Source organism: Streptomyces sp. HUAS TT7 (assembly GCF_051550175.1).
Lineage (GTDB): Bacteria > Actinomycetota > Actinomycetes > Streptomycetales > Streptomycetaceae > Streptomyces.
Window position 1 is genome coordinate 8,650,596 of the sequence record NZ_CP196175.1, and the last position, 18,241, is coordinate 8,668,836.

Consider the following 18,241-nt stretch of genomic DNA (forward strand, 5'->3'; position numbering starts at 1 on the left):
GAGCCTAGGAAAAGCGTCGGCGAGTTGGCTGTTAAGAGCCCGTCAAGGTTCTCGAAGATGCCTGCATAACGGGATGAAACGCCTACTCGATGCCGGAGACCTTGAACACAGTGCGGGCCGTCTCCTTGTCGATACGGGCCGCCATCTGCCGCAACGCCGTCTCGCCGCAGCGGAGCAGGCCCCGGTCGACGCTGGTGCGGGCGTCGGCGTCGAGGACGTGCCACAGCGGGGGATTGGCGACGAGCACCTTCGGGTCGAGCTCGGCCCGGTTGCCGTCGGCGTCCCGCAGGACGAGGCGCTGGGCGACGCCGCTGGACCAGCGCACCGAAACCAGCCGGTCGGTGCGTACGGTGCGCTCGCCGCACAGGCTCCGCGAGACGAGCCGGCCCCGCCCCACCGACACCCGGGCCGGCCACAGCACCAGGAGCAGCAGGACGCCCAGGCTCAGCCACAGTGCGGCGCGCAGGTCGGTCAGGGTGTCGGCCAGTTCGTCGACCGTCAGCAGCAGGGCGAACAGCAGGGTCGCGTACCCCACGGCGGAGCGGGCCTCGCCCGCCCAGGTCGTGTCGTACGCGAGCGGCACCGCCCGGTCTTCCCGCATCGCATGCGTCGTCCGTCTTCCCATGCCGGGACCGTAAGGGCGCGGGGTGCGGATGTCGTGGTGCGACGGCCAGTCTTGATGGGGGTCTGACGACTTCCTGACGCCGGGGAGATCAGGCGTCCGCGAGCCGGGCCTCCTCCAGGTCGAGTGAGCGCTGGAGGCGGCGGCGCGTGGTCTCGCTTATGCGGTGGTCGTCGTAGAGGCGCTGGAGTTCGGTGGCTTCCTCCACGATCAGATCACGGCGCAGCTGGCGGTAGACGTGGTCGGCGGTCTCGGTCCGGCCGTTGGCGCCGCCCATGTCGTCGAGGCGCTCGCGGGCGTGTTCCTGGCGGGCGAGCAGGGCGCGGCGGAGCCGGTCGGCGACCACGTCGGGCACGGCCTCCAGCTCGACGATCTCCTCCAGGCGGCGCAGCGCGGCACCGGCGAGGCTGAGCCGGGCCTGGGCCTCCTCGCGTTCGGTGTGGTCGGGTTCAAGGGCTATGCCGGAGCGGCGGACCACCGACGACAGGGAGAAGCCCTGCACCACGAGGGTCACCACGACCACGGCCGTCGTGAGGACCAGAACCAGCGGGCGCCCGGCGAGCCTGCTGCCGTCGGGCGTGACGGCGGGGATGGACAGCGCGGCCGCCAGTGGCATCACGCCGCGGGTACCCGCCCACGAAAGGACCACGGGAACCCGCCAGTTGGTCTTGGTCCGGCCGCTCCTGTGCTGGATCAGCGCGGAGAGCGGGAAGATCCACAGCATCCGGATCGCGATCAGGGTGCCCGCAAGGGCGAGCGCGTACAACGGCCACAGCCGGTCGCCGTCGCCGAGTTCGCGGATCAGGCCGGGCAGCGAGAGCCCGATCAGGCTGAAGACCACGCTCTCCAGGAGGAAGACCACCGTGCCGTACACGGCGTGCAGCTGGAGCCGTATGCGGGAGCTGGTCAGCCGGTCCGAACGGCCGCCGAGCAGCACCCCCGCGACCACCACCGAGGTGACTCCGGACGTGTGGGCGGCCTCGGCAAGGACGTAGGCGGCGTACGGGGTGACGAGGGCGATCACCGTCTCAAGGACCGGGTCCTCGGTGCGCCGCCGGATCAGCGCGACGAGGCCGGCGGTCGCGGCTCCGATGAGGGTGCCGCCACCGGCGAGGAGTGCGAACTCGCCGCCCGCGCCCGGCCAGGAGACGGCCGACGCGGCTACCGCGACGCTCACCGCCACCTTGAACAGGACCAGCGAGGTGGCGTCGTTGAACAGGCTCTCGGCCTGGACGAGGACCTGGACCTTCGGAGGAAGGGCCAGGCGTCGGCCGAGCGCGGTGACCGCCACCGGGTCGGTGCTGGCGAGGACCGCTCCGAGGACCAGTGCCATCTGCCAGGGCAGGGGAGTCAGTACGGACGCGACGAAGCCCACCACCGCGGCAGAGGCGAGTACCAGGCCGAACGCGAGGACCCCCACCGGCTTCCACACGGCGCGCAGCTCCCGCCAGGAAATCTCCTCGGCGCTGGCGTACAGGAGCGGCGGCAGCACGACGAGACCGATCAGCTCGGGCGTCACCTGGATCGCGGGGCTGCCCGGCATCAGGGCCACGGTCAGACCGGCGACGACCAGGAGCGAGGGGGCGGGGATGCGCCATCGGCGGGCGCCCGTGGCCACCAGCGTGGCGAGCACCACGAGGAACAGGACCGTACCGACGCCGCGCATGCCGCCCCCAGGAACGAATGCGGGCCCCGCTGGCCCGCAACGCCGACCAGACTTCCCGGCACACCACCTTCACCCTATCGATACGCGGATCATCAAACTGTGCGTGGCCGGATGCCTCCTCGGATACCTGATTTTCGCGCTGATCCACCCGGACCGGTGCTGAGGACGACGCACTGATTCGGCCGGTCGCGGCAGCCCCGCCGGCCGCCCGGGTCAGGAACGTGTCAATGTCGTGTGCCCAGGCTGCTCTCCCGTGCGCTGTCCGGCGATGATCGGAGTGACACATCGGGCCCCGGCCGTGCGGGGACTCCGCGGGGCGGGGTGCGCGTACGGCGTGAGGAGGCAGGTGCTGTGGTGGTGGAGCCGGATGTCCCGCCCGGAGGGGATGTTCCGCGTGGAAGGGATGCCCTGTCCGGAGGGGATGTCCCGCCGGGGCGGGTGGGTCGGTTGAAGGTGTATCTCGGGGCGGCTCCTGGGGTGGGCAAGACGTACCGGATGCTGGATGAGGCGCGGCGCCGGGCGGATCGCGGCACGGATGTCGTGGTGGCGTACGTCGAGTGCCACAAGCGCCCCCACACCCTGGCCAAACTCGCGGGCCTGGAGGTCCTGCCCAGAGCTCAACGCACCTATCGGGGTGGGGAGTTCGAGGAGATGGACCTCGACGGGGTGCTGGAGAGGCGTCCCGGGGTGGCGGTGGTCGACGAGCTGGCCCACTCCAACATTCCCGGCGGTCGGCATGCCAAGCGGTGGCAGGACATCGAGGAGCTGCTCGCCGCCGGGATCGATGTCGTGACAGCCGTGAACATCCAGCACCTGGAGTCCCTCAAGGACGTGGTGGAGAAGATCACCAGGGTGCCGCAGCAGGAGAACGTCCCCGACGAGGTGGTGCGGCGGGCCCATGAGATCGAGCTGGTGGACATGCCCGCCCCGGCGCTGCGCCGCCGCATGGCCCACGGCAACATCTACGCGCCGGAGAAGGTGGATGCCGCCCTCGCCAACTACTTCCGGGTCGGAAACCTCACCGCGCTACGGGAGTTGGCGCTTTTGTGGGTGGCGGACAGCGTGGACGACGCACTCCAGAAGTACCGCTTCGAGCACGGTATCGACCGGGTGTGGGAGACCCGGGAACGAGTGGTCGTGGCCCTGACCGGCGGGCCGGAGGGGGAGACCCTGATCCGGCGGGCGGCCCGGATCGCGGACCGGTCGGTGGGCGGAGACCTGCTTGCGGTGCATGTGGCGCGCAGCGACGGGCTGGCCGCGGGGTCCTCGCCGGCGGCGCTGGCCCGGCAACGGGCGCTGGTGGAGAGCCTCGGCGGCAGTTACCACTCGGTGGTCGGCGACGACATCGCCACCGCGCTCCTCGAGTTCGCCCGGGCCGAGAACGCCACCCAGCTGGTGGTGGGCACCAGCAGCCGCGGCCGCCTGGAACGGTTCGTGACCGGACGCGGCATAGGAGAGACGATCGTCGCGCTTTCCGGGGACATCGACGTCCACATGGTCACCCACGAACGGGCAGGCAGAGGACGGCAGTTGCCCTCACGCCGCCGCACCCTGTCGACCCGCCGGCTCATCGCCGGCCCGGTGGTCGGCCTCGTCCTGCCGGTCCTCCTCACCCTGCTGCTCGACGGGACGAGGGGAACGCTGAACCTGACGAGTGAGGCACTGCTGTTCCTGCTCGCGGTGGTTGCGGTGGCGTGCGTGGGCGGTGTGGTGTCCGCGGTGGTCGCCTCGATTACCGCGTCGCTGCTCCTGAACTACTGGTTCATGCCGCCGGTGGGGCAGTTCACTTTTTCCGATGTGAACAGTGTGCTTGCGACAGTGGTGTTCGCGGTGGTGGCGGGGACGGTCGCGGCGGTGGTGGACCGTTCGCTGCGGCTTTCGCGCCGCTCGGCGAGGGCGACGGCGGAGGCGGAGACGCTGTCGTCGCTCGCCGGATCCATCGTGCGGGGCGACCAGGCGATTCCGGCCCTGCTCGAACGTACGCGGGAGACCTTCGGGATGGATTCGGCCGAGCTCACCTCCGCACCGGTCACCGACACGGCCGCCGTACAGGTGCCGATCGGCGAGGAAGCGCATCTGGTGCTGCGGGGCCGCACCCTGCCGTCCTCCGAACGCAAGGTCCTGGCCGCGTTCGCCGCACACGTCACCGTGGCCGTCGAGCGGGCCCAACTGGCCGAGGCCGCCGCCGAGATCGAACCGGTCAGGGCCGCCGACCGGATGCGCACCGCGCTGCTCGCGGCCGTCAGCCACGACCTGCGCACCCCGCTCGCCGCCGGGTGGGCCGCGATCGCCTCGCTGCGCAGCCGGGACGTGGAGTTCACGGACGAGGACCGTGACGAACTCCTGGCCACCGCGGACGAGTCGATGGCCCGGCTCGGCCGGCTCATCGACAACCTCCTCGACATGAGCCGCCTCCAGGCCGGCGCACTCAACCTGAACCTGCGGGCCACCGCCCTGGAGGAGGTGCTCCCCACTGCTCTGGAGTCGCTTCCTCCGCAGTCGCGCGTCGACATCCCGTGTCTGAACGCCGTCCCGGCGGTCCTGGCCGACCCGCCCCTCCTGGAGCGGGTCGTCGCCAACCTCCTGAGCAACGCCGCCCGCCACACCCCACCGGATCGGGCTGTCCTGCTCACCGCGAGCACCCTCGACGACCGGGTCGAGGTACGGGTCATCGACCGCGGCCCGGGGCTGCCGGCCGAGGACCGCGAGCGCGCGTTCGTGCCGTTCCAGCGGCTGGGGGACACGGACAACACGACAGGCGTCGGCCTGGGCCTGGCCCTGGCCCGCGGCCTCACGGAGGCGATGTCCGGCACGCTCACCCCCGAGGACACCCCGGGGGGTGGCCTGACCATGGTGCTGTCCCTGCCTGCTGCCGACCTCGCGCATTAGGCCGCATCGGGCAGTGGCCGCCCCGTCGTCGGCGGCGCAAGCGGACTGATGGCAGCACCGTGAGGTCCGGGGGGCGTGGGGTCACGCGCCCAGTTGTGCACGAATGAGGGTGTCGAGTCGCTGCCATGCCGGGGACGCGGCGTTGACCGTGCCCTGGATGAGGGCGGGGATGTCGGACGTTGCATCCAGTTCGGGCGGTTCGTGGGGGCCGTAGCGTTCGCGGGTCGCCTTGACGATCCGGCGGGCGAGGTCGTCGAGGCGGGGATCGCCGGCACTGAGGTCATGTGCGCGGTCGTAGTCGAGGAAGAGCTGCCGCAGTGCCGGGTCGGCCAGGGTTTCGGACTGGTCGTGGAACAGTGTGATCGCGTGGTCGGGGTGGGTGGCGAACACGAGGATCCACAGGTCGCGTTGCAGATCCACCCATCGAGGGGTGAATCCCCAGCGGGCCAGGCGCTTCAGATGTGCGTCGACCTCGGTGGGGAGCGCTGCCAACTGCCCGGTGGCGAGTTGGCGCAGGCGACCCTGGGTGGCTCGCAGGCTCCGGATGCGGTCGGTGAGTTCGTCGTCGATCTCGCGCAGGGCCTGCTGGAACTCCTCGTCGGAGGCCGATCGCAGGTCCCGGATGCGGGCCAGGGGGACGCCGGATTCGGCGAGGGTGCGGATCTTGATCAGGTCGATGGCGTCGTTCGCGCCGTACCCCCGGTAGCCGGACGCATCCCGGTCGGGCTCGGGGAGCAGCCCCTTGTCGTGATAGACGCGGATGGTCTTGACCGACACTCCGACGTATCCGGCCAGCTGCCCGATGGTGATCACTCGGCCATCGTGCCACTTGACCCTTCCCCTGGGGCAGGGTTGCAGCATGGCGTCATGGCGAACATGCATGTCGATGGGGACACCCTCCGCGAGCTGGCCGACGAGGGCAACGAGACCGCTCTGGACCGGCTGGCCGATCTGGCCGACGCAGCCGGTGACCTCGGGGAACTGAGTGAACTGCTGGACGAGGGCTCCCTGTACGCCGGGTCGATGCTCACTCGGCGCGCGGTCGCGGCCGGCGATCTGCGCGAGTTGCAACGGATCGCCGACGCCGGGTACGACGAGGCCGCGAACGAGCTGGAGCGGATGTTGGAGGCACCGGTTGAGGGGCATCCGGGCTGAGGAATCCAGTGGCCACCTTGCGGCGGGCTCAGTGGTGCCGCTGTCCGCCCATGGCATGTCGACGACAAACGTCGCCGCCGTGACAGTCGAAACGTGAAGACACCGGATGACGTTGGTGCCACCCCAGGGGAGCCATCCCCTGGCGTCCTTGCACCACCGTGCGCAGGACGGCCCACCTTCGACTTCACCATGGACAACCTCCACGGGTACGGCCTGCCCGCGCGCGGGACAGCCCGTGACAAGGGCACGACGAACCGATGCCGCGCCGGTTCAGCGGCTGATCCCGGCCGGAGAACCCTGGGGAGTCTGGTGGCTGGTGTCTGGCATGCAGGATCCCGGGACTGTGGCTGTGGCCGTGTCCCGGGACCCTGTGTGTCTCTATGCTCCTTGGCCACCTGTGTTCTGTGGGTGGTGTGGGGAAGAGTGGGGGTGGGTCAGTGCCAGTTGCCCACGCCGCTGTCCTGGTTGAAGTTGAAGTCGTTGTCGTGGCAGCTCTGGCCGCACTCGTCGGCGGGGGTGCTGGCGGTGGCGGTGTGGGTGGGGACTGCTGCTGTTGCGGCGGTGGCGGTGAAGCCGAGGAGGCAGGCGGCTCCGAGGATGATGGCGGCGGTACGGCGCATGGGAAGGTTCTCCTTTTCTGTCGGGTCATTGGGGTTGGCTCGATGGCTGGCCCGGCCCTGGGTGTCCGTGTGGACGGGCGTGCGCCGGTGGGGCGCCAGGCGACGGTAGCCGTGAGCCTGTTGTTCATGGTCAGCCTCTCCCCGGAACTCCTGCTGCGACAGCGGAGAGCGGCTGAATGAGTGAAGAGCAAGATTCCTCCCTGGAGCCTGTCGGGAAGCGAACGCCGCCTGTGCGGGTGTGCGGGGAGGTGGCGAGCCCGCGCGGGCTTTCTTCCCGTCTCCCGCTCGGGCAGTTCCCCGCGCGGGCGCTCCCCCGCCCGTCCCGCGCGCGCCTGGAAAGAGTGCGCTCCCGCTCCCCGGGGAGGTTTGCGGGAGCGCACGGCCCACCACCGGTGAAGCGTGGTGTCCTGCCGGGGGCCTGCCGGTGCTCCCGTCTCACCGGTCGTGTCTGGGGGGCTTGCTTGGGCGGGACGCCCTGCGGGGACACCCTGTGGCAGGGGCCGTGCAGTTCGGCGCCGGATCCGCCATCGGTCGGCGGGAGCGGCCTGCATGTCCGTGGACGGGTGTGGGCTCGGATCTGCTGTCGGCAGCGGGTCGGCGGTGCCGGTGTCCGGCAGCACGGAGTCCCGGGGCCACGCCGTTCCCCGGGACTCCTGTGCAGTTCCACTTCCTTGAGCCACCGGTTCAACAACTGGCCGCGGTTGCGGTCACCCTGACGGCCTACGCCCAGTCGATGCCGAGGTCGGCGAGTTGGGCGAGTTGCTGTTCGTTGAGTTTGCCGCGGCGGGTCTTCTGGTTGGTGAACCACACGCCGAGGCGTACGTCGTGGTCCTGGCCGTCGATGGCGATGTGTTCGGTGTGCTGGCGCGGAATGACGGTCCGCTGCTCACGCCGGCCTCCCGCAGGGAGCTGGAATGCGTACCACCGTCGACCATTTCACCACCGCCCGCGAAGCTGCCCTGGCAACCGCGCGCGGGCTGGCCCGCACGATCGCCGACACCCTCACCGCCATGTACCCGGGCGCCGCCTACCTCGTCCTGTCCCGGGACGAGGACGACGACGTCCTGTGGCTCCAGAACATCCGGGACCCGGGGCGACAGCCGCGTGCGGCTGGAGTCGGGGCGCCCGTCGCGCGGCAGTACATGACCCCGGAACTGTGATGGTCCCGGGGCCATGTGTGTTTCCGTTTTCCGATACCGGCCGAACGATCAGGCGATCAAGGAAAAACGTGGGTGCGAGTCAGTGCCAGACCCAGCCGTCGACCTGGCTGTCCATGTTGAAGTTGAAGACGTTCTCGCAGGGCCCGACGCCGCAGGAGTCGACGGGAGCGCTGGCGGTGGTGCTAGTGCCGGGAGTGCTGGGTGCTGCTGTCGCGGTAGTGGCAGCGAGACCGAGGAGACAGGCGGTGCCGAGTATGACGGCTGCGGTACGGCGCATGGGAGGGTTCTCCTTGAGTCGGTTGGGGGTTGGCTCAGCGGCTGACCCGGACCGCCATACGGCCGGGACGAGGCGCCGGAGACGACCGGCAGCCGTGAGCCAGTTGTTCATGGTCAGCCTCACTCCGTGCCTTCCGGCGTGACAGCGGGAGGCGGCCGAATGGGTGAAGATCAAGACCCCTGTTTCGAACGCGCAGACGCATGGTCTGCAGGCGGAATCCGATGGAATGTGGAGTATGTGACAAATCCGTTGGTGGTCACTGGATGGGCGACGTGTTGACGTGGGGGTCTAGTGATCGTTTCGGGATGTGTGGCGGTGTCGAGTTCTTTGAGGGTGATGTTTTCGCTGCCGGTGCGGATCGCGGTGACGGCGGCGGTGGGGATGACGTGGGCGAGGCCTTTGAAGTAGCCGCCGGTGCGCCGGTGGAGTTCGACGACCCCGACCTCGACGCCGGCGACGGCGGCCCACCCGACACTCCCGCCGCCCGGACAGTACTTCCCGTCGCCGTCCCGCCCGGATCCCGCGCCAGTGAGAAGCGACAGCTATTTGACCTCAAGGTCAAAAATGGTGTTACGGTAGCGCCATGGGCAGGCCGAAGCAGTTCGATCCGGACGTGGCGGTGGAGCGCGCGATGGGCGTGTTCTGGCGCAAGGGGTACGCGGCGACGACGCCTCAGGACCTTGTGGATGAGATCGGCATCGGCAAGGGCAGTCTGTACAACACCTTCGGCAGCAAGCATGCGTTGTTCGAGCGGGCGCTTGCCCGCTACCGCGACTCGCAGGCAGCCTGGCTGGCAGAGCTCCTCGACCACCCCGGTTCGGCAAAGGATCGGCTGAGGGGTGCGCTGGAAGCCCTGGTGGAACTCGACCTGGGCGACCAGGACCGGCGCGGCTGCATGGCGGTCAACACCGCCGCCGAGCTGGCTTCCTCGGACGCCGGGACGGCCGACGTCGTACGCAAGATGTTCGCCCGCAGCGAGAGCGCGTTCCGGGCAACTGTCGAGGAAGGCCAGCGAGCCGGCGAGATCGACGCCGGACGCGACGCGGCAGCGGTGGCCGCCTGGCTGCTCGCGACGGTGATCGGCATGCGGGTGTTGGCGAAGACTGCCGAGGGCCCCGCCCAGTTGAGGCGGGTCGTGGACGCGGCGATCGCATCGGTGTAAGCAGCCACTATTGGTGCCGGTTTTTTGCGGCCTTATTTTGTACCTGTAGTTCAAAAAGTTCTGAGGAGTCTGACGTGGAACTCGATCTCGCCGGGAAGACAGCGGTCGTCACCGGGGCCAGCCGAGGCGTCGGCCTCGCGATTGCGCGGCAGCTCATAGCCGAGGGGGTACGAGTGGTCGGCGCGGCCCGCACGATCACGGCCGAGCTGAAGGAAGCCGGAGCCCGCCCGGTCGCGGCCGACCTGAGTACACCCGAGGGCGCCGAGGAGTTGGGGGCACAGGCGCTCGCCGAACTGGGCGGCGTGGACATCCTGGTCAACAATCTCGGCGGCGGGGACACGTTCACCCTGAACGGGTTCCTCGCGACCGACGACGCCCTGTGGGCGCAGAGCTTCGAGGTCAACCTGTTCGGCACGGTCCGGGTCACCCGACGACTGCTGCCGAGCATCCTGGAACGCCGCGGCTCCGTCGTGAACATCTCGTCGATGAGCGCACGCCTGCCGGGCACCGGCCCGATCGAGTACGGCGCCGCGAAGGCGGCCCTCAACGCGTTCGGCAAGGCGCTGTCCGAAGAGTTCGGCCCCCGGGGCGTACGCGTGAACACCGTCTCTCCCGGCCCAACACGTACCGGCATGTGGGAGGACGACAACAGCTTCGGCGCCCGCCTTGCCGAGGCGAACGGCGTCGGGCACCGCGACTTCGTGTCCGGGGTGCCCGCCGCGATGGGCATGACCACTGGTCGCATGGTTGAACCCGACGAGGTCGCGGCCGTGGTCGCGTTCCTCGCCTCGGACCGTGCGGCGAGCATCACCGGCGCCGACTACGTCGTTGAGGGCGGCGGCATCAAGACGGTGTGACGCATCCTGGTGGCCGCATGCGCGTGCTCGACGGTAGGCGGACGGCGTCCTGTGGGGTGAGGCTCTATCCCGCCTCCCGCACAGGACGCTGTCCTGGTCGTGGAGTCGTGGAGGGGAGGCCGCCGGCTGACGGTGACCACACCGGCCCAGTGTCCGCACTGCTCAGCCAGCCCGGCCAGATCCTCTGCGTCGACGAGGTCCGTCCGCGCCGGATGACAGCAGAAGACGGGGCCAGCGCCGACGAGTTGCAGAAGGCAGGCCTCAAGGTGGCGTTCGCAGATGACATTCGGGACGACGTGGAACGACGCCCCCATTCTCGGTGCAGTGAAGGGACGTGCGGCCCCGGCCGCCGGCTCCGGGGTGGCCAGGGGCCGCGCTTCAGCCATGCGTCAGTACAGGCCCCGGTAGGCGTTCCAGCCGCGGCCGAGACTCACACGGGGACGGAAGCCGCCTGTGCCCGTGCCCTGGTAGCTGAACAGCTCGCCGTCGGAGCTGACGGCCAGCAGGTCGCCCTTGCCGTCACCGTTGATGTCACCGATGGCCGTCAGACGGATGTACTGCTGCCAGCCACCACCGAGGCCGACCCGATCCTTGAAAGGCGCCTGCGGATTGCCCGTCCCCGGATACAGATACAGCGCCCCAGCAGGGGTCCGGGCGAGGATGTCGGCCCGGCCGTCGCCGGTGTAGTCACCCGCGCCGACGATCGCGTCGTACGCGTTCCATCCGGCACCCAGCTTGATCCTGTCGGCGAAGTGGAACTGAGGATAGGTGCTGACACCCGGGTAGAGGTACATGACTCCGGCGCTGTCGCGCGCCAGGACATCGCCCATGCCGTCTCCGGTCAGGTCGCCGGGCCCGGTGAAGCTGGTGAAGCCGCCCCACCCGAAACCTTGCTGCTCCGAGCCGGTGCCCCCGGTGTACAGCAGGTCGTTGCAACTGGCGATGAGGTCCGCCTCGCCGTCCATGGCCAGGTCGGATGCGAAGGCGAAGCGGGTGGCCGGGTTCGTACCGCAGTAGTACGGGGTGGGATCGCGTCGGCGGTCCGAGAGCTTGCCGTTGTTGAGGGATCGGTACGAGTAGAGGGCCCCTTGGCTGTCGACGCCCAGGACCCTGGGCTTTCCGTAGGCCGGTATGCCACCGGCAGTCGCGAGCACGTCCGCTTCCTGCCAGCCCGAGGGCCGGCGGAACGTGGAACGGTCACCGAAGTGGCCCGTGCCGTCCCCCGGGTAGATGTACAGGGTGCCGTCCTCGGTGCGGCCGACCAGGTCGCCGATGCCGTCGCCCGTCATGTCGTCGCCGCCGGCGATCTGGTTGTAGGCGTTCCAGCCGTTCCCGACCTTGACCGGCGGCTTGAACATGCCGGTGGGGTCGCCCGTACCGGCGAAGAAGTAGAGGTCGCCGCCCGGGGTGCGGGCGATCAGATCGCCGATGCCGTCGCCGTTGGTGTCGCTGACTCCGACGAGCTGGTCGTATGCCCCCCAGCCCGAGCCGACCTTGAGTCGCGGGCCGAAGGGAGCGGAGAGGTTGCCGGTGGACGGGTAGAGGTACAGGTCTCCGTCCGGTGTCCGGGCCAGCAGGTCGGGACGGTGGTCTCCGGTGAGGTCTCCGGTGGCGAGAACCTTGTTGAACTCCTGCCAGCCGCCGCTGGACCACGTCGTCGCCGACGTGTAGGCGGGCTGTGTGGTGCGGTACATGGTGAGGGTGCCGTCGGCCGACAGCGCCATGAACTGGAGTCGCCCCGCGGCGTTCCCGTCCTGGTTGCCCACAGGGATGATGTCCTTGTAGACGTCCTGGTCGGGGTGCTCGCGATTGATCGTGAAATCGCTACCGAGGGAACTGCCGCCGTACTTGAGGCTGAAGGTGTGGCTGGCTCCCGAGTACGAGAGCAGATCCCCGAGGCCGTCTCCGTCGAAGTCGGAGCGTGGTGCCGTCTGGACCGGAGACGGCGGGACCGTGCCGCTGGCGACCGCAGGGCCGGTGGTGAGCATGCCGGCGGACAGTGCGAGACCGACGCATGCGGCGATGCGCCGGGCGCGTCTGCCGCGTGCCCGGGTAAGAGCGTGGAAAGTCAAGTTCCCCCCTGGGAAAGTTGGATGCGCGTTCTCGCGGTGTTTCCGCGTGTCGCCACGGGCACAGCAAACAGCACGAAGTCCGGCGAAGCTCCGGCGCCCCCCGGATGGGGCAAACGTCTTGGTGCTCTCGACCTTTACGGGCGTGGATCGGATGACCGGTACGAGGACGAGGCTGAAGTTCGCTGGACCGCCCATGGCCGATTGGCTCACCTGCTTCCGATCACGTTGGCCGGGTGGCGATTCCGCGATCCGGCATAGGGACTCCGAGCGGTGTGGCATCGCCGCCACGTCTGGGCGTCGTGCTTCCCAGCCTGCGCCTGTGTGGCACCGGAGCCGATGGGAGTGGCGCAGGGTCTGAAGTGGCTTCACCTGCTGAAGCGTGAGGTGCCGAGGGTGACCTGGAATCCGGGGAGGCCGATCTCGACGCCGTCCGGGCTGGAGCCCTGTCAGGGAGAGCTCGTTGCCGGGTGCCAGCAGTGTCGCGGTGCTGTTCAGGGCGGCCCCGCCCGCCGTGCCGGTGACCCTGATGTGTGCGGCCTGGCCGTCTGATCCTTCGACGGGTGAGGCCTGGAGGACGCCGCCGTGGCTGGCCAGGCGGGACACCAGATCTGAGGTGACTGGGGACAGGCGTGTGGCTTGAGCGGCAAGCGCTGCGATCGCCGGGAGCTCCGGGGACTTCAAGCCGAGTGCGGCACGCACCGGTTGCATGCCCAGGGCCAGCGGGCCACGTTCGAGTTCGCGGGTCGGTTTCGTCGGCCAAGACGCGCCGGGTTCGGACGATGCGTGCAACGGGTATCCCCGCGATGTGGCCGGGCACCACGGCCTGCACGGCCGCGCACGCGTACAACGGGCCACTTGGTTGCTTGTACCCGGTGAGGAAGCGGAGCGGGATCCCTGCAGCAGGGCGGCGCCCAGCTCGTCCACCGTGTAGTTGCCAGGCAGGGCGAACAGCTGCGGATCTTCGGTCACGGGGGTCCAAGGCATCGGCCTGAGCGATCCTATGGGCCACCGCGCAGGAATACACGGAGACCATGCGCGGGTGCATGCCCACCCGTTGCTCGTCGCCCCGTTCCCCTGTCAGGGGATCGAAGCGCGTACGCCATGCAAGCCCCAGCTCGCAGAGACGATTAACAAAGGGACTTCCAACAAGGACTCTTCCTCTTCCCGAGCTGCACATCTGGGCCGAAGTGTCCGGGACGGACGTTCCGTCACCGGCAGGGTTGCCGGCCACCCGCCCCGGACTCCGCAACTCTAATGGCCTACACCCAGTCCATCCCGGGCTCGGCGAGGTGCGGGTTTGGCATGGTTCTGCGCCTGTAGCGGGCCTTGCCCTGCCCGCCGGGGCGCCGGATGAAGGTCAGCCGAGATCCCAAATGACTGCATTAAGTATGTATATGCTCACATTAAGTAGTTCGATCAAGGCTTCGTGCCCAAATAGGGAAGAGTCGAATGATGCGCAAGTTTCAGCGGGTAGCGGTCGTAGCCGCAGCGGTCGTGGGGCTGTCCACCCTCGGTGCTGGCGTCAGTTTCGCCCACGACGGCGGCTTCGGTGGGAGCACTGCGGCGGACCACGGCCGGGATGACGGCCAGGGTCAAGGCCAGGAGCACGGCCGGGACCAAGGCAGGGACGACGACCATCAGGGCCGGGACGACGACCAGGACCATGGCCGGGATAACGGCCAGGGCCGGGACGACGACCAGGACCATGGCCGGGACAACAGCCAGGGCCGGGACAATGACCAGGAGCACGGCGGCTCGGACGGTCAGGAGCACGGCCGGGACAACGGCTCTGACAACGGGGACGATTAGTAGGGAAACGCCGACAGCTCGGTGCGTACGTTTCGGCGGGCGGCGGATACCCGCAGGTGAGACCGCGTGGGGGGCGTCCGTTTCTACCGGACCCCGCGCCCCATTGATCAAGAAGATGGGACGCGGGGGCTTGGTCTGGCGGGCGTCGGCGGGGATCGGGCGGCGCTGGTGTTCCTCGCGTGCGACGGGCGGGGCCGTGTGCGATGCCGGAATTCACGGCGGAAAGGGTCAGGGGCGGTCCACCGTTCCGTACGCCGAGGCAGGGCTGGCCAAGGGCCACGGCAGCCTGGCCGGCGCGGACTGGAAGCGGATGGTCGGCGAGGCTGTCGAACTCGGCGTCAAAACCCCGGCCACCTCGTACTACGCCGACACCGACGACGGGCACGACGCCCTGACCGGCCGCGACGGCAGTCACGCCGCGACCCGGGCGAACATCATCGAGGCCCGCCGCGGGGTGTCGCAGACACGTCGGGTGTGCGGACCGCGGCATACGGACCGGACCTGGTGGTGCGCGAGCAACGGGCCCTGCGGCTGCCGCCGCTGCCCCTCCATCACTCCAAGGCCCGCCGCTTCCTCGCCGTGGCGGCCTATCTCGTCTTCGCCCTGTGGCCATTACGCACGCCGACGACGAATGGGGAGGCGCCGTTGTGTACGGGCTCGTCCTGCCTCCGTTGGCAGCCGGCGCCATCCTGCGGGTCTGGCGGGGCCGGTACCGTGACCTGCTGAATCTGCGCCGGCGCGGCATCGCAGTGCCCGGCCAGTTCCTCCGCAGCGAGTGGGTACACCGCGACGGCGAGAGCGAACAGCGCCGCGTGTACGAGTACGTCCCCTGCCGGTGTGCGCGGTCAGCAGGGCATCCGGGTGAGCGGACACTCCAGGTCGGGGTGTGCGGACAGTCTGTCCCATGTCGCCTGTTCCGTGGACCTTGTTGCCGGTGTTCAGGGTTGGTCGGTGCGTGTGAGGACGCCGGTGACGCTGTTTCCTTCGAAGGGCTCGCGTTTGGTGTGCGGCAGGGGCACTTCGACGAGTTTCCCGTGGTAGATCATCCATAGGCCGAAGCAGGAGTCTTCTTCGTCGCGTACGAGGACCTGGACGGAGTGGGGGTTGGGCCAGGGGAGTGACTCGAGATGAGCCAGCAGGCCACGCCAGTTGAGGCGGATGAACTGGATGACCCACGTATAGCACTCCCGAGAGGGCATCCTGTCCCCGGCGTACATTCCGTCGTCGACGCGGGTGAAACACTGATGCCACTCGCGGCTGTCGTCGGGCCGGGTCAGAGGCTCCATGATCTCCTCAGCACCTTTTGCCAGCACGAGGACTCGGCGAATCTGCTCATGGACGCAGTGTCCCAGGACGCTCGCTGGTCAGCAGGGGAGTTATCCATGTGGAGTCCGGGACGAGGGAGCTTCCCACCGCTTGGGTCGTTTCGCCTCCTGGCTCCGAGGGGGAGGTCTGCGCTGGGCGGCACGGGCCCAGGCTCCGAACGCCCGGTCCCGGGGAGGCAGTTGTGGCAGTGCCGCCGTTGAATGCCGACGCCGAGTACGGCCCTCGCCCGGACTTTCCGCCGAAGTTTCCGCCTCCGCCGAAGAGTCGGTCGAGCCGCCCCGCCCGGAAAGCGTCACGACCGCTTCCGTGTCGGTGCGGCCGCGGCTTGCGGCGCGGATCGCGAACCGGCGGGCGGCGAACTGGACGTTGGAGAACGCCCCCTGGTCACCCGCCAAGGCGGGTCGGTACGTGATCGGGAAACCGGCCGAGTGGGGCTACCGGCTGGACGCCGGCCGGGAAGGGGATGTCACCGCGGTGACGGTGCTGTTGGCCTGGGCGGCCCTTGCCGATGCCCGGCCGGCGGATCAGCCTGCACCTGGCCGATCAGGACCACCAGGCCCTCATCCTCGTCCTCCAGCACCAGAGCGGTCAGGCACCCGGGAGCGAGGACCTGCTCCGCGAGGTGACCACGCTCGGGATCGTCTCCTGCGGCACCGACACCGACCAGACAGACGGCGGGCGCCGCCGCTGGGCCCTGAGATCTCGCTGGGTGAGCCTTCGACCGCGCCATGCCCACCCTGGTCCACCGCACCCACCCCTGGGCAGACCACAGCGGTCGCCTTCACTAACACCGCGGCGCCAACGCCGGGTTGAAGTGGCTCATACGCCGAATGGTCCGTGTCGACGGCCGCGGAAACGTGCAGGCCGGGTTCGACACCTGGGTACAGGGTTCTGGATCCAGGGCCCGCAAGGGCTCTCAAGGTCGCCGCGTTGTCGAAGTGCATTCCTCAAGGTGCCGTGTTGGGCTGGAATTACTCCACCATCCTCAAGGTTGTCGTCATGGTTGAACAGGCTGAGCAGCAAGGTCAGCCCCCGGTTGCGATGAATTCCGAAATACTCCTTCAAAGGAGAAGCGGAAAGCGTTCCGATGGGGAGGGACGGCAGCACTCTGAGGAACTCGCCGCAGACGCCATGGGCGCCGCATCGGGGGGCGATGAGGAAGGAAACGTCGAAGCCGGAAAGTAGCCACCCCGAGTCTTGGCGATCCCCGTCACCGGGGTGGTGGGGGCTGGGCCGTAGGCGGAGGCGAACGGCTGTTGGGGAAGCGCGGCGTGCCCCTGGAAGACGCCCCGGATGTGAACGCCCCGACCTTCACCCGGCACTGGCAGCCCGCTTCGCGGGTGCCCGTCATGGTGTGTCGGGCCCACGAAGAATGGCGGGAACGTCGGCGCGGCGATGACCGTATCGGAGATGTGTACGCCGTCTGTTCATCGGTGAGTGCCGAAGAAGTGGCACGGGACAGGGAACGCTACGGCCGTCAGGACAGCCGGGAGCTGTCCTGACGGGCCTCATCGAAGCCATAGCCGGATCGCGGCGAGGGTCCTGGTCGCGGTAGCCGACCCGGCCTTCGCCGGGGCCCTGGCGGATGACAGCGGGTCCTGTGGATGACCCGGTACGCCCATCGGCCGCAACCGTGACGGGAACCGCGTCACCGTCGAAACTGGACCGTGTTCCGTGTGACGGTCGCAGCTGGCGGGCGACTACCGTCCGGCTGGCCGTTGAGACCGGCCCGGGCGATGACGGCGCCCCGGTCTTTACGATCATGCAGTTCGACGAGGCCTTGGTGGGCACTTTCGGGCACGGTATGCCTCCAGCGGGCGGGCCAGTCACCAAAAGGGGTGGCGGGGTGGACGGGTGATGGCCCGGTGCCCGGCGGCGGCAAGGCCGGGGCGGCGCGGTCAGCGTTTGGTGCCGCAGGATGGGCAGAAGGCCGAGTTGTCCGGTACCACGGTCTGGCAGGAGGCGCAGTGCGCTTGCTGGGCGAGGCGGTGTCCGCAGGTTGCGCAGAATGGTGCGCCGCGTGTTTCGGCCTGGCACTGCGGGCACACCAGCTGCCGTGCGGCCGTGGGGTCGTAGTCCTCGCCCTGCACCTGCCCTTGGGCGTACGCCTGCTGCGAGGCCATGTCGTTGACGCCCCGCCTGCGGGCGGCCTCGGCCTCCGCTGCCGTGTCGGGAGCACAGCTCAGGCACAGGCCATGCTCCGGGTTCCAGCAGCGGTCGCACATGTAACTGCTGCACCGTCCGCACCGGTTGAAGTGTCCGCGCGCCGTGTCGACCGCCCGCTGGAAGGCCGCGTCGCGGGCACCGCCCCAGCTGGCGCCCGCGAGCCCGTCGGCAGCACTCGACACGCCGCTGCCGGCCCGCCCGCCGATCACGCTCCACGCGGCGGTCACCCCCCTGGACAGCCAGCTCGCCATGCGGCCCGCGGTGAAGTTCTCGAACGACGAACGCCAGGTGTCGAAGCAGCGTGAGCAGTGGAACTCGAACTGGAAGCCCGCTCCGGTGCCGTGCTGCTCGCACAGGTCGCGGTAGTTGTTGGAGAAGTAGATCTCGGAACTCATGGCGCTCGCCCCCGAGTGGTCGTGACCGGACCCGCTGTGAGACGCGGGGCGGGTGGCCCCGGTTT

General features: G+C 69.3%; 15 protein-coding genes. 5 read left to right on the forward strand and 10 right to left on the reverse strand.

Annotated features, from left to right (window positions below; all coding sequences use genetic code 11):
- Window positions 1-82: 82 nt before the first annotated feature.
- Both ACSHXC_RS39310 and ACSHXC_RS39315 read right to left on the reverse strand, forming a co-directional pair.
- Entirely contained in the window at window positions 83-625 is a 543-nt protein-coding gene (locus ACSHXC_RS39310; protein WP_438296117.1) for a hypothetical protein, read from the reverse strand.
- Window positions 626-713: 88 nt separating this feature from the next.
- Window positions 714-2,288 carry a Na+/H+ antiporter gene (locus ACSHXC_RS39315; protein ID WP_438296118.1) on the reverse strand — a complete coding sequence of 525 codons (1,575 nt, stop codon included), beginning with the start codon at window positions 2,286-2,288 and terminating at the stop codon, window positions 714-716.
- Window positions 2,289-2,726: 438 nt separating this feature from the next.
- On the opposite strand from ACSHXC_RS39315, the gene ACSHXC_RS39320 reads away from it, so the two are divergent.
- A complete protein-coding gene (locus ACSHXC_RS39320) occupies window positions 2,727-5,177 on the forward strand; it encodes an ATP-binding protein (RefSeq protein WP_438296119.1) in 2,451 nt (816 codons plus the stop codon).
- 81 nt (window positions 5,178-5,258) lie between these two features.
- On the opposite strand, the gene ACSHXC_RS39325 is transcribed toward ACSHXC_RS39320, so the two are convergent.
- On the reverse strand, window positions 5,259-5,990 hold the full coding sequence (locus ACSHXC_RS39325) for a MerR family transcriptional regulator (protein ID WP_438296120.1): 732 nt from the start codon (window positions 5,988-5,990) through the stop codon (window positions 5,259-5,261).
- 54 nt (window positions 5,991-6,044) lie between these two features.
- Between ACSHXC_RS39325 and ACSHXC_RS39330 the strand changes: the two genes are divergently transcribed.
- Window positions 6,045-6,332, forward strand: a complete 288-nt coding sequence (locus tag ACSHXC_RS39330) for a hypothetical protein (protein ID WP_438296121.1) — start codon at window positions 6,045-6,047, stop codon at window positions 6,330-6,332.
- Between the two features lie 434 nt (window positions 6,333-6,766).
- Here the strand turns inward: ACSHXC_RS39330 and ACSHXC_RS39335 are convergent, their stop codons facing one another.
- Both ACSHXC_RS39335 and ACSHXC_RS39340 read right to left on the reverse strand, forming a co-directional pair.
- Window positions 6,767-6,952 carry a hypothetical protein gene (locus tag ACSHXC_RS39335; RefSeq protein ID WP_438296122.1) on the reverse strand — a complete coding sequence of 62 codons (186 nt, stop codon included), beginning with the start codon at window positions 6,950-6,952 and terminating at the stop codon, window positions 6,767-6,769.
- Window positions 6,953-7,672: 720 nt separating this feature from the next.
- A complete protein-coding gene (locus ACSHXC_RS39340; protein WP_438296123.1) occupies window positions 7,673-7,762 on the reverse strand; it encodes a helicase in 90 nt (29 codons plus the stop codon).
- Window positions 7,763-7,866: 104 nt separating this feature from the next.
- Here ACSHXC_RS39340 and ACSHXC_RS39345 point away from each other — a divergent pair, with 104 nt between their 5' ends.
- Window positions 7,867-8,112: a hypothetical protein gene (locus tag ACSHXC_RS39345; protein ID WP_438296124.1), complete on the forward strand. Its 246-nt coding sequence runs from the start codon at window positions 7,867-7,869 to the stop codon at window positions 8,110-8,112.
- A 79-nt stretch (window positions 8,113-8,191) separates the two neighbouring features.
- Here the strand turns inward: ACSHXC_RS39345 and ACSHXC_RS39350 are convergent, their stop codons facing one another.
- A complete protein-coding gene (locus ACSHXC_RS39350) occupies window positions 8,192-8,389 on the reverse strand; it encodes a hypothetical protein (RefSeq protein ID WP_438296125.1) in 198 nt (65 codons plus the stop codon).
- Window positions 8,390-8,972: 583 nt separating this feature from the next.
- On the opposite strand from ACSHXC_RS39350, the gene ACSHXC_RS39355 reads away from it, so the two are divergent.
- Window positions 8,973-9,551, forward strand: coding sequence for a TetR/AcrR family transcriptional regulator (locus tag ACSHXC_RS39355; RefSeq protein WP_438296126.1), 579 nt, complete (start codon window positions 8,973-8,975; stop codon window positions 9,549-9,551).
- Window positions 9,552-9,625: 74 nt separating this feature from the next.
- Window positions 9,626-10,408, forward strand: a complete 783-nt coding sequence (locus ACSHXC_RS39360) for an oxidoreductase (protein WP_438296127.1) — start codon at window positions 9,626-9,628, stop codon at window positions 10,406-10,408.
- 389 nt (window positions 10,409-10,797) lie between these two features.
- Here the strand turns inward: ACSHXC_RS39360 and ACSHXC_RS39365 are convergent, their stop codons facing one another.
- The 4 genes from ACSHXC_RS39365 to ACSHXC_RS39380 form a co-directional block, all read right to left on the reverse strand.
- Complete coding sequence (locus ACSHXC_RS39365) at window positions 10,798-12,396, reverse strand: FG-GAP repeat domain-containing protein (RefSeq protein ID WP_438296128.1); 1,599 nt, start codon at window positions 12,394-12,396, stop codon at window positions 10,798-10,800.
- A gap of 1,500 nt (window positions 12,397-13,896) precedes the next feature.
- Window positions 13,897-14,253 (reverse strand): hypothetical protein, encoded by a 357-nt coding sequence (locus ACSHXC_RS39370; RefSeq protein WP_438296129.1) that lies wholly within the window; start codon window positions 14,251-14,253, stop codon window positions 13,897-13,899.
- Between the two features lie 974 nt (window positions 14,254-15,227).
- Complete coding sequence (locus tag ACSHXC_RS39375) at window positions 15,228-15,575, reverse strand: hypothetical protein (RefSeq protein WP_438296130.1); 348 nt, start codon at window positions 15,573-15,575, stop codon at window positions 15,228-15,230.
- Window positions 15,576-17,513: 1,938 nt separating this feature from the next.
- A complete protein-coding gene (locus ACSHXC_RS39380) occupies window positions 17,514-18,176 on the reverse strand; it encodes a double zinc ribbon domain-containing protein (RefSeq protein ID WP_438296131.1) in 663 nt (220 codons plus the stop codon).
- Window positions 18,177-18,241 lie beyond the last annotated feature (65 nt).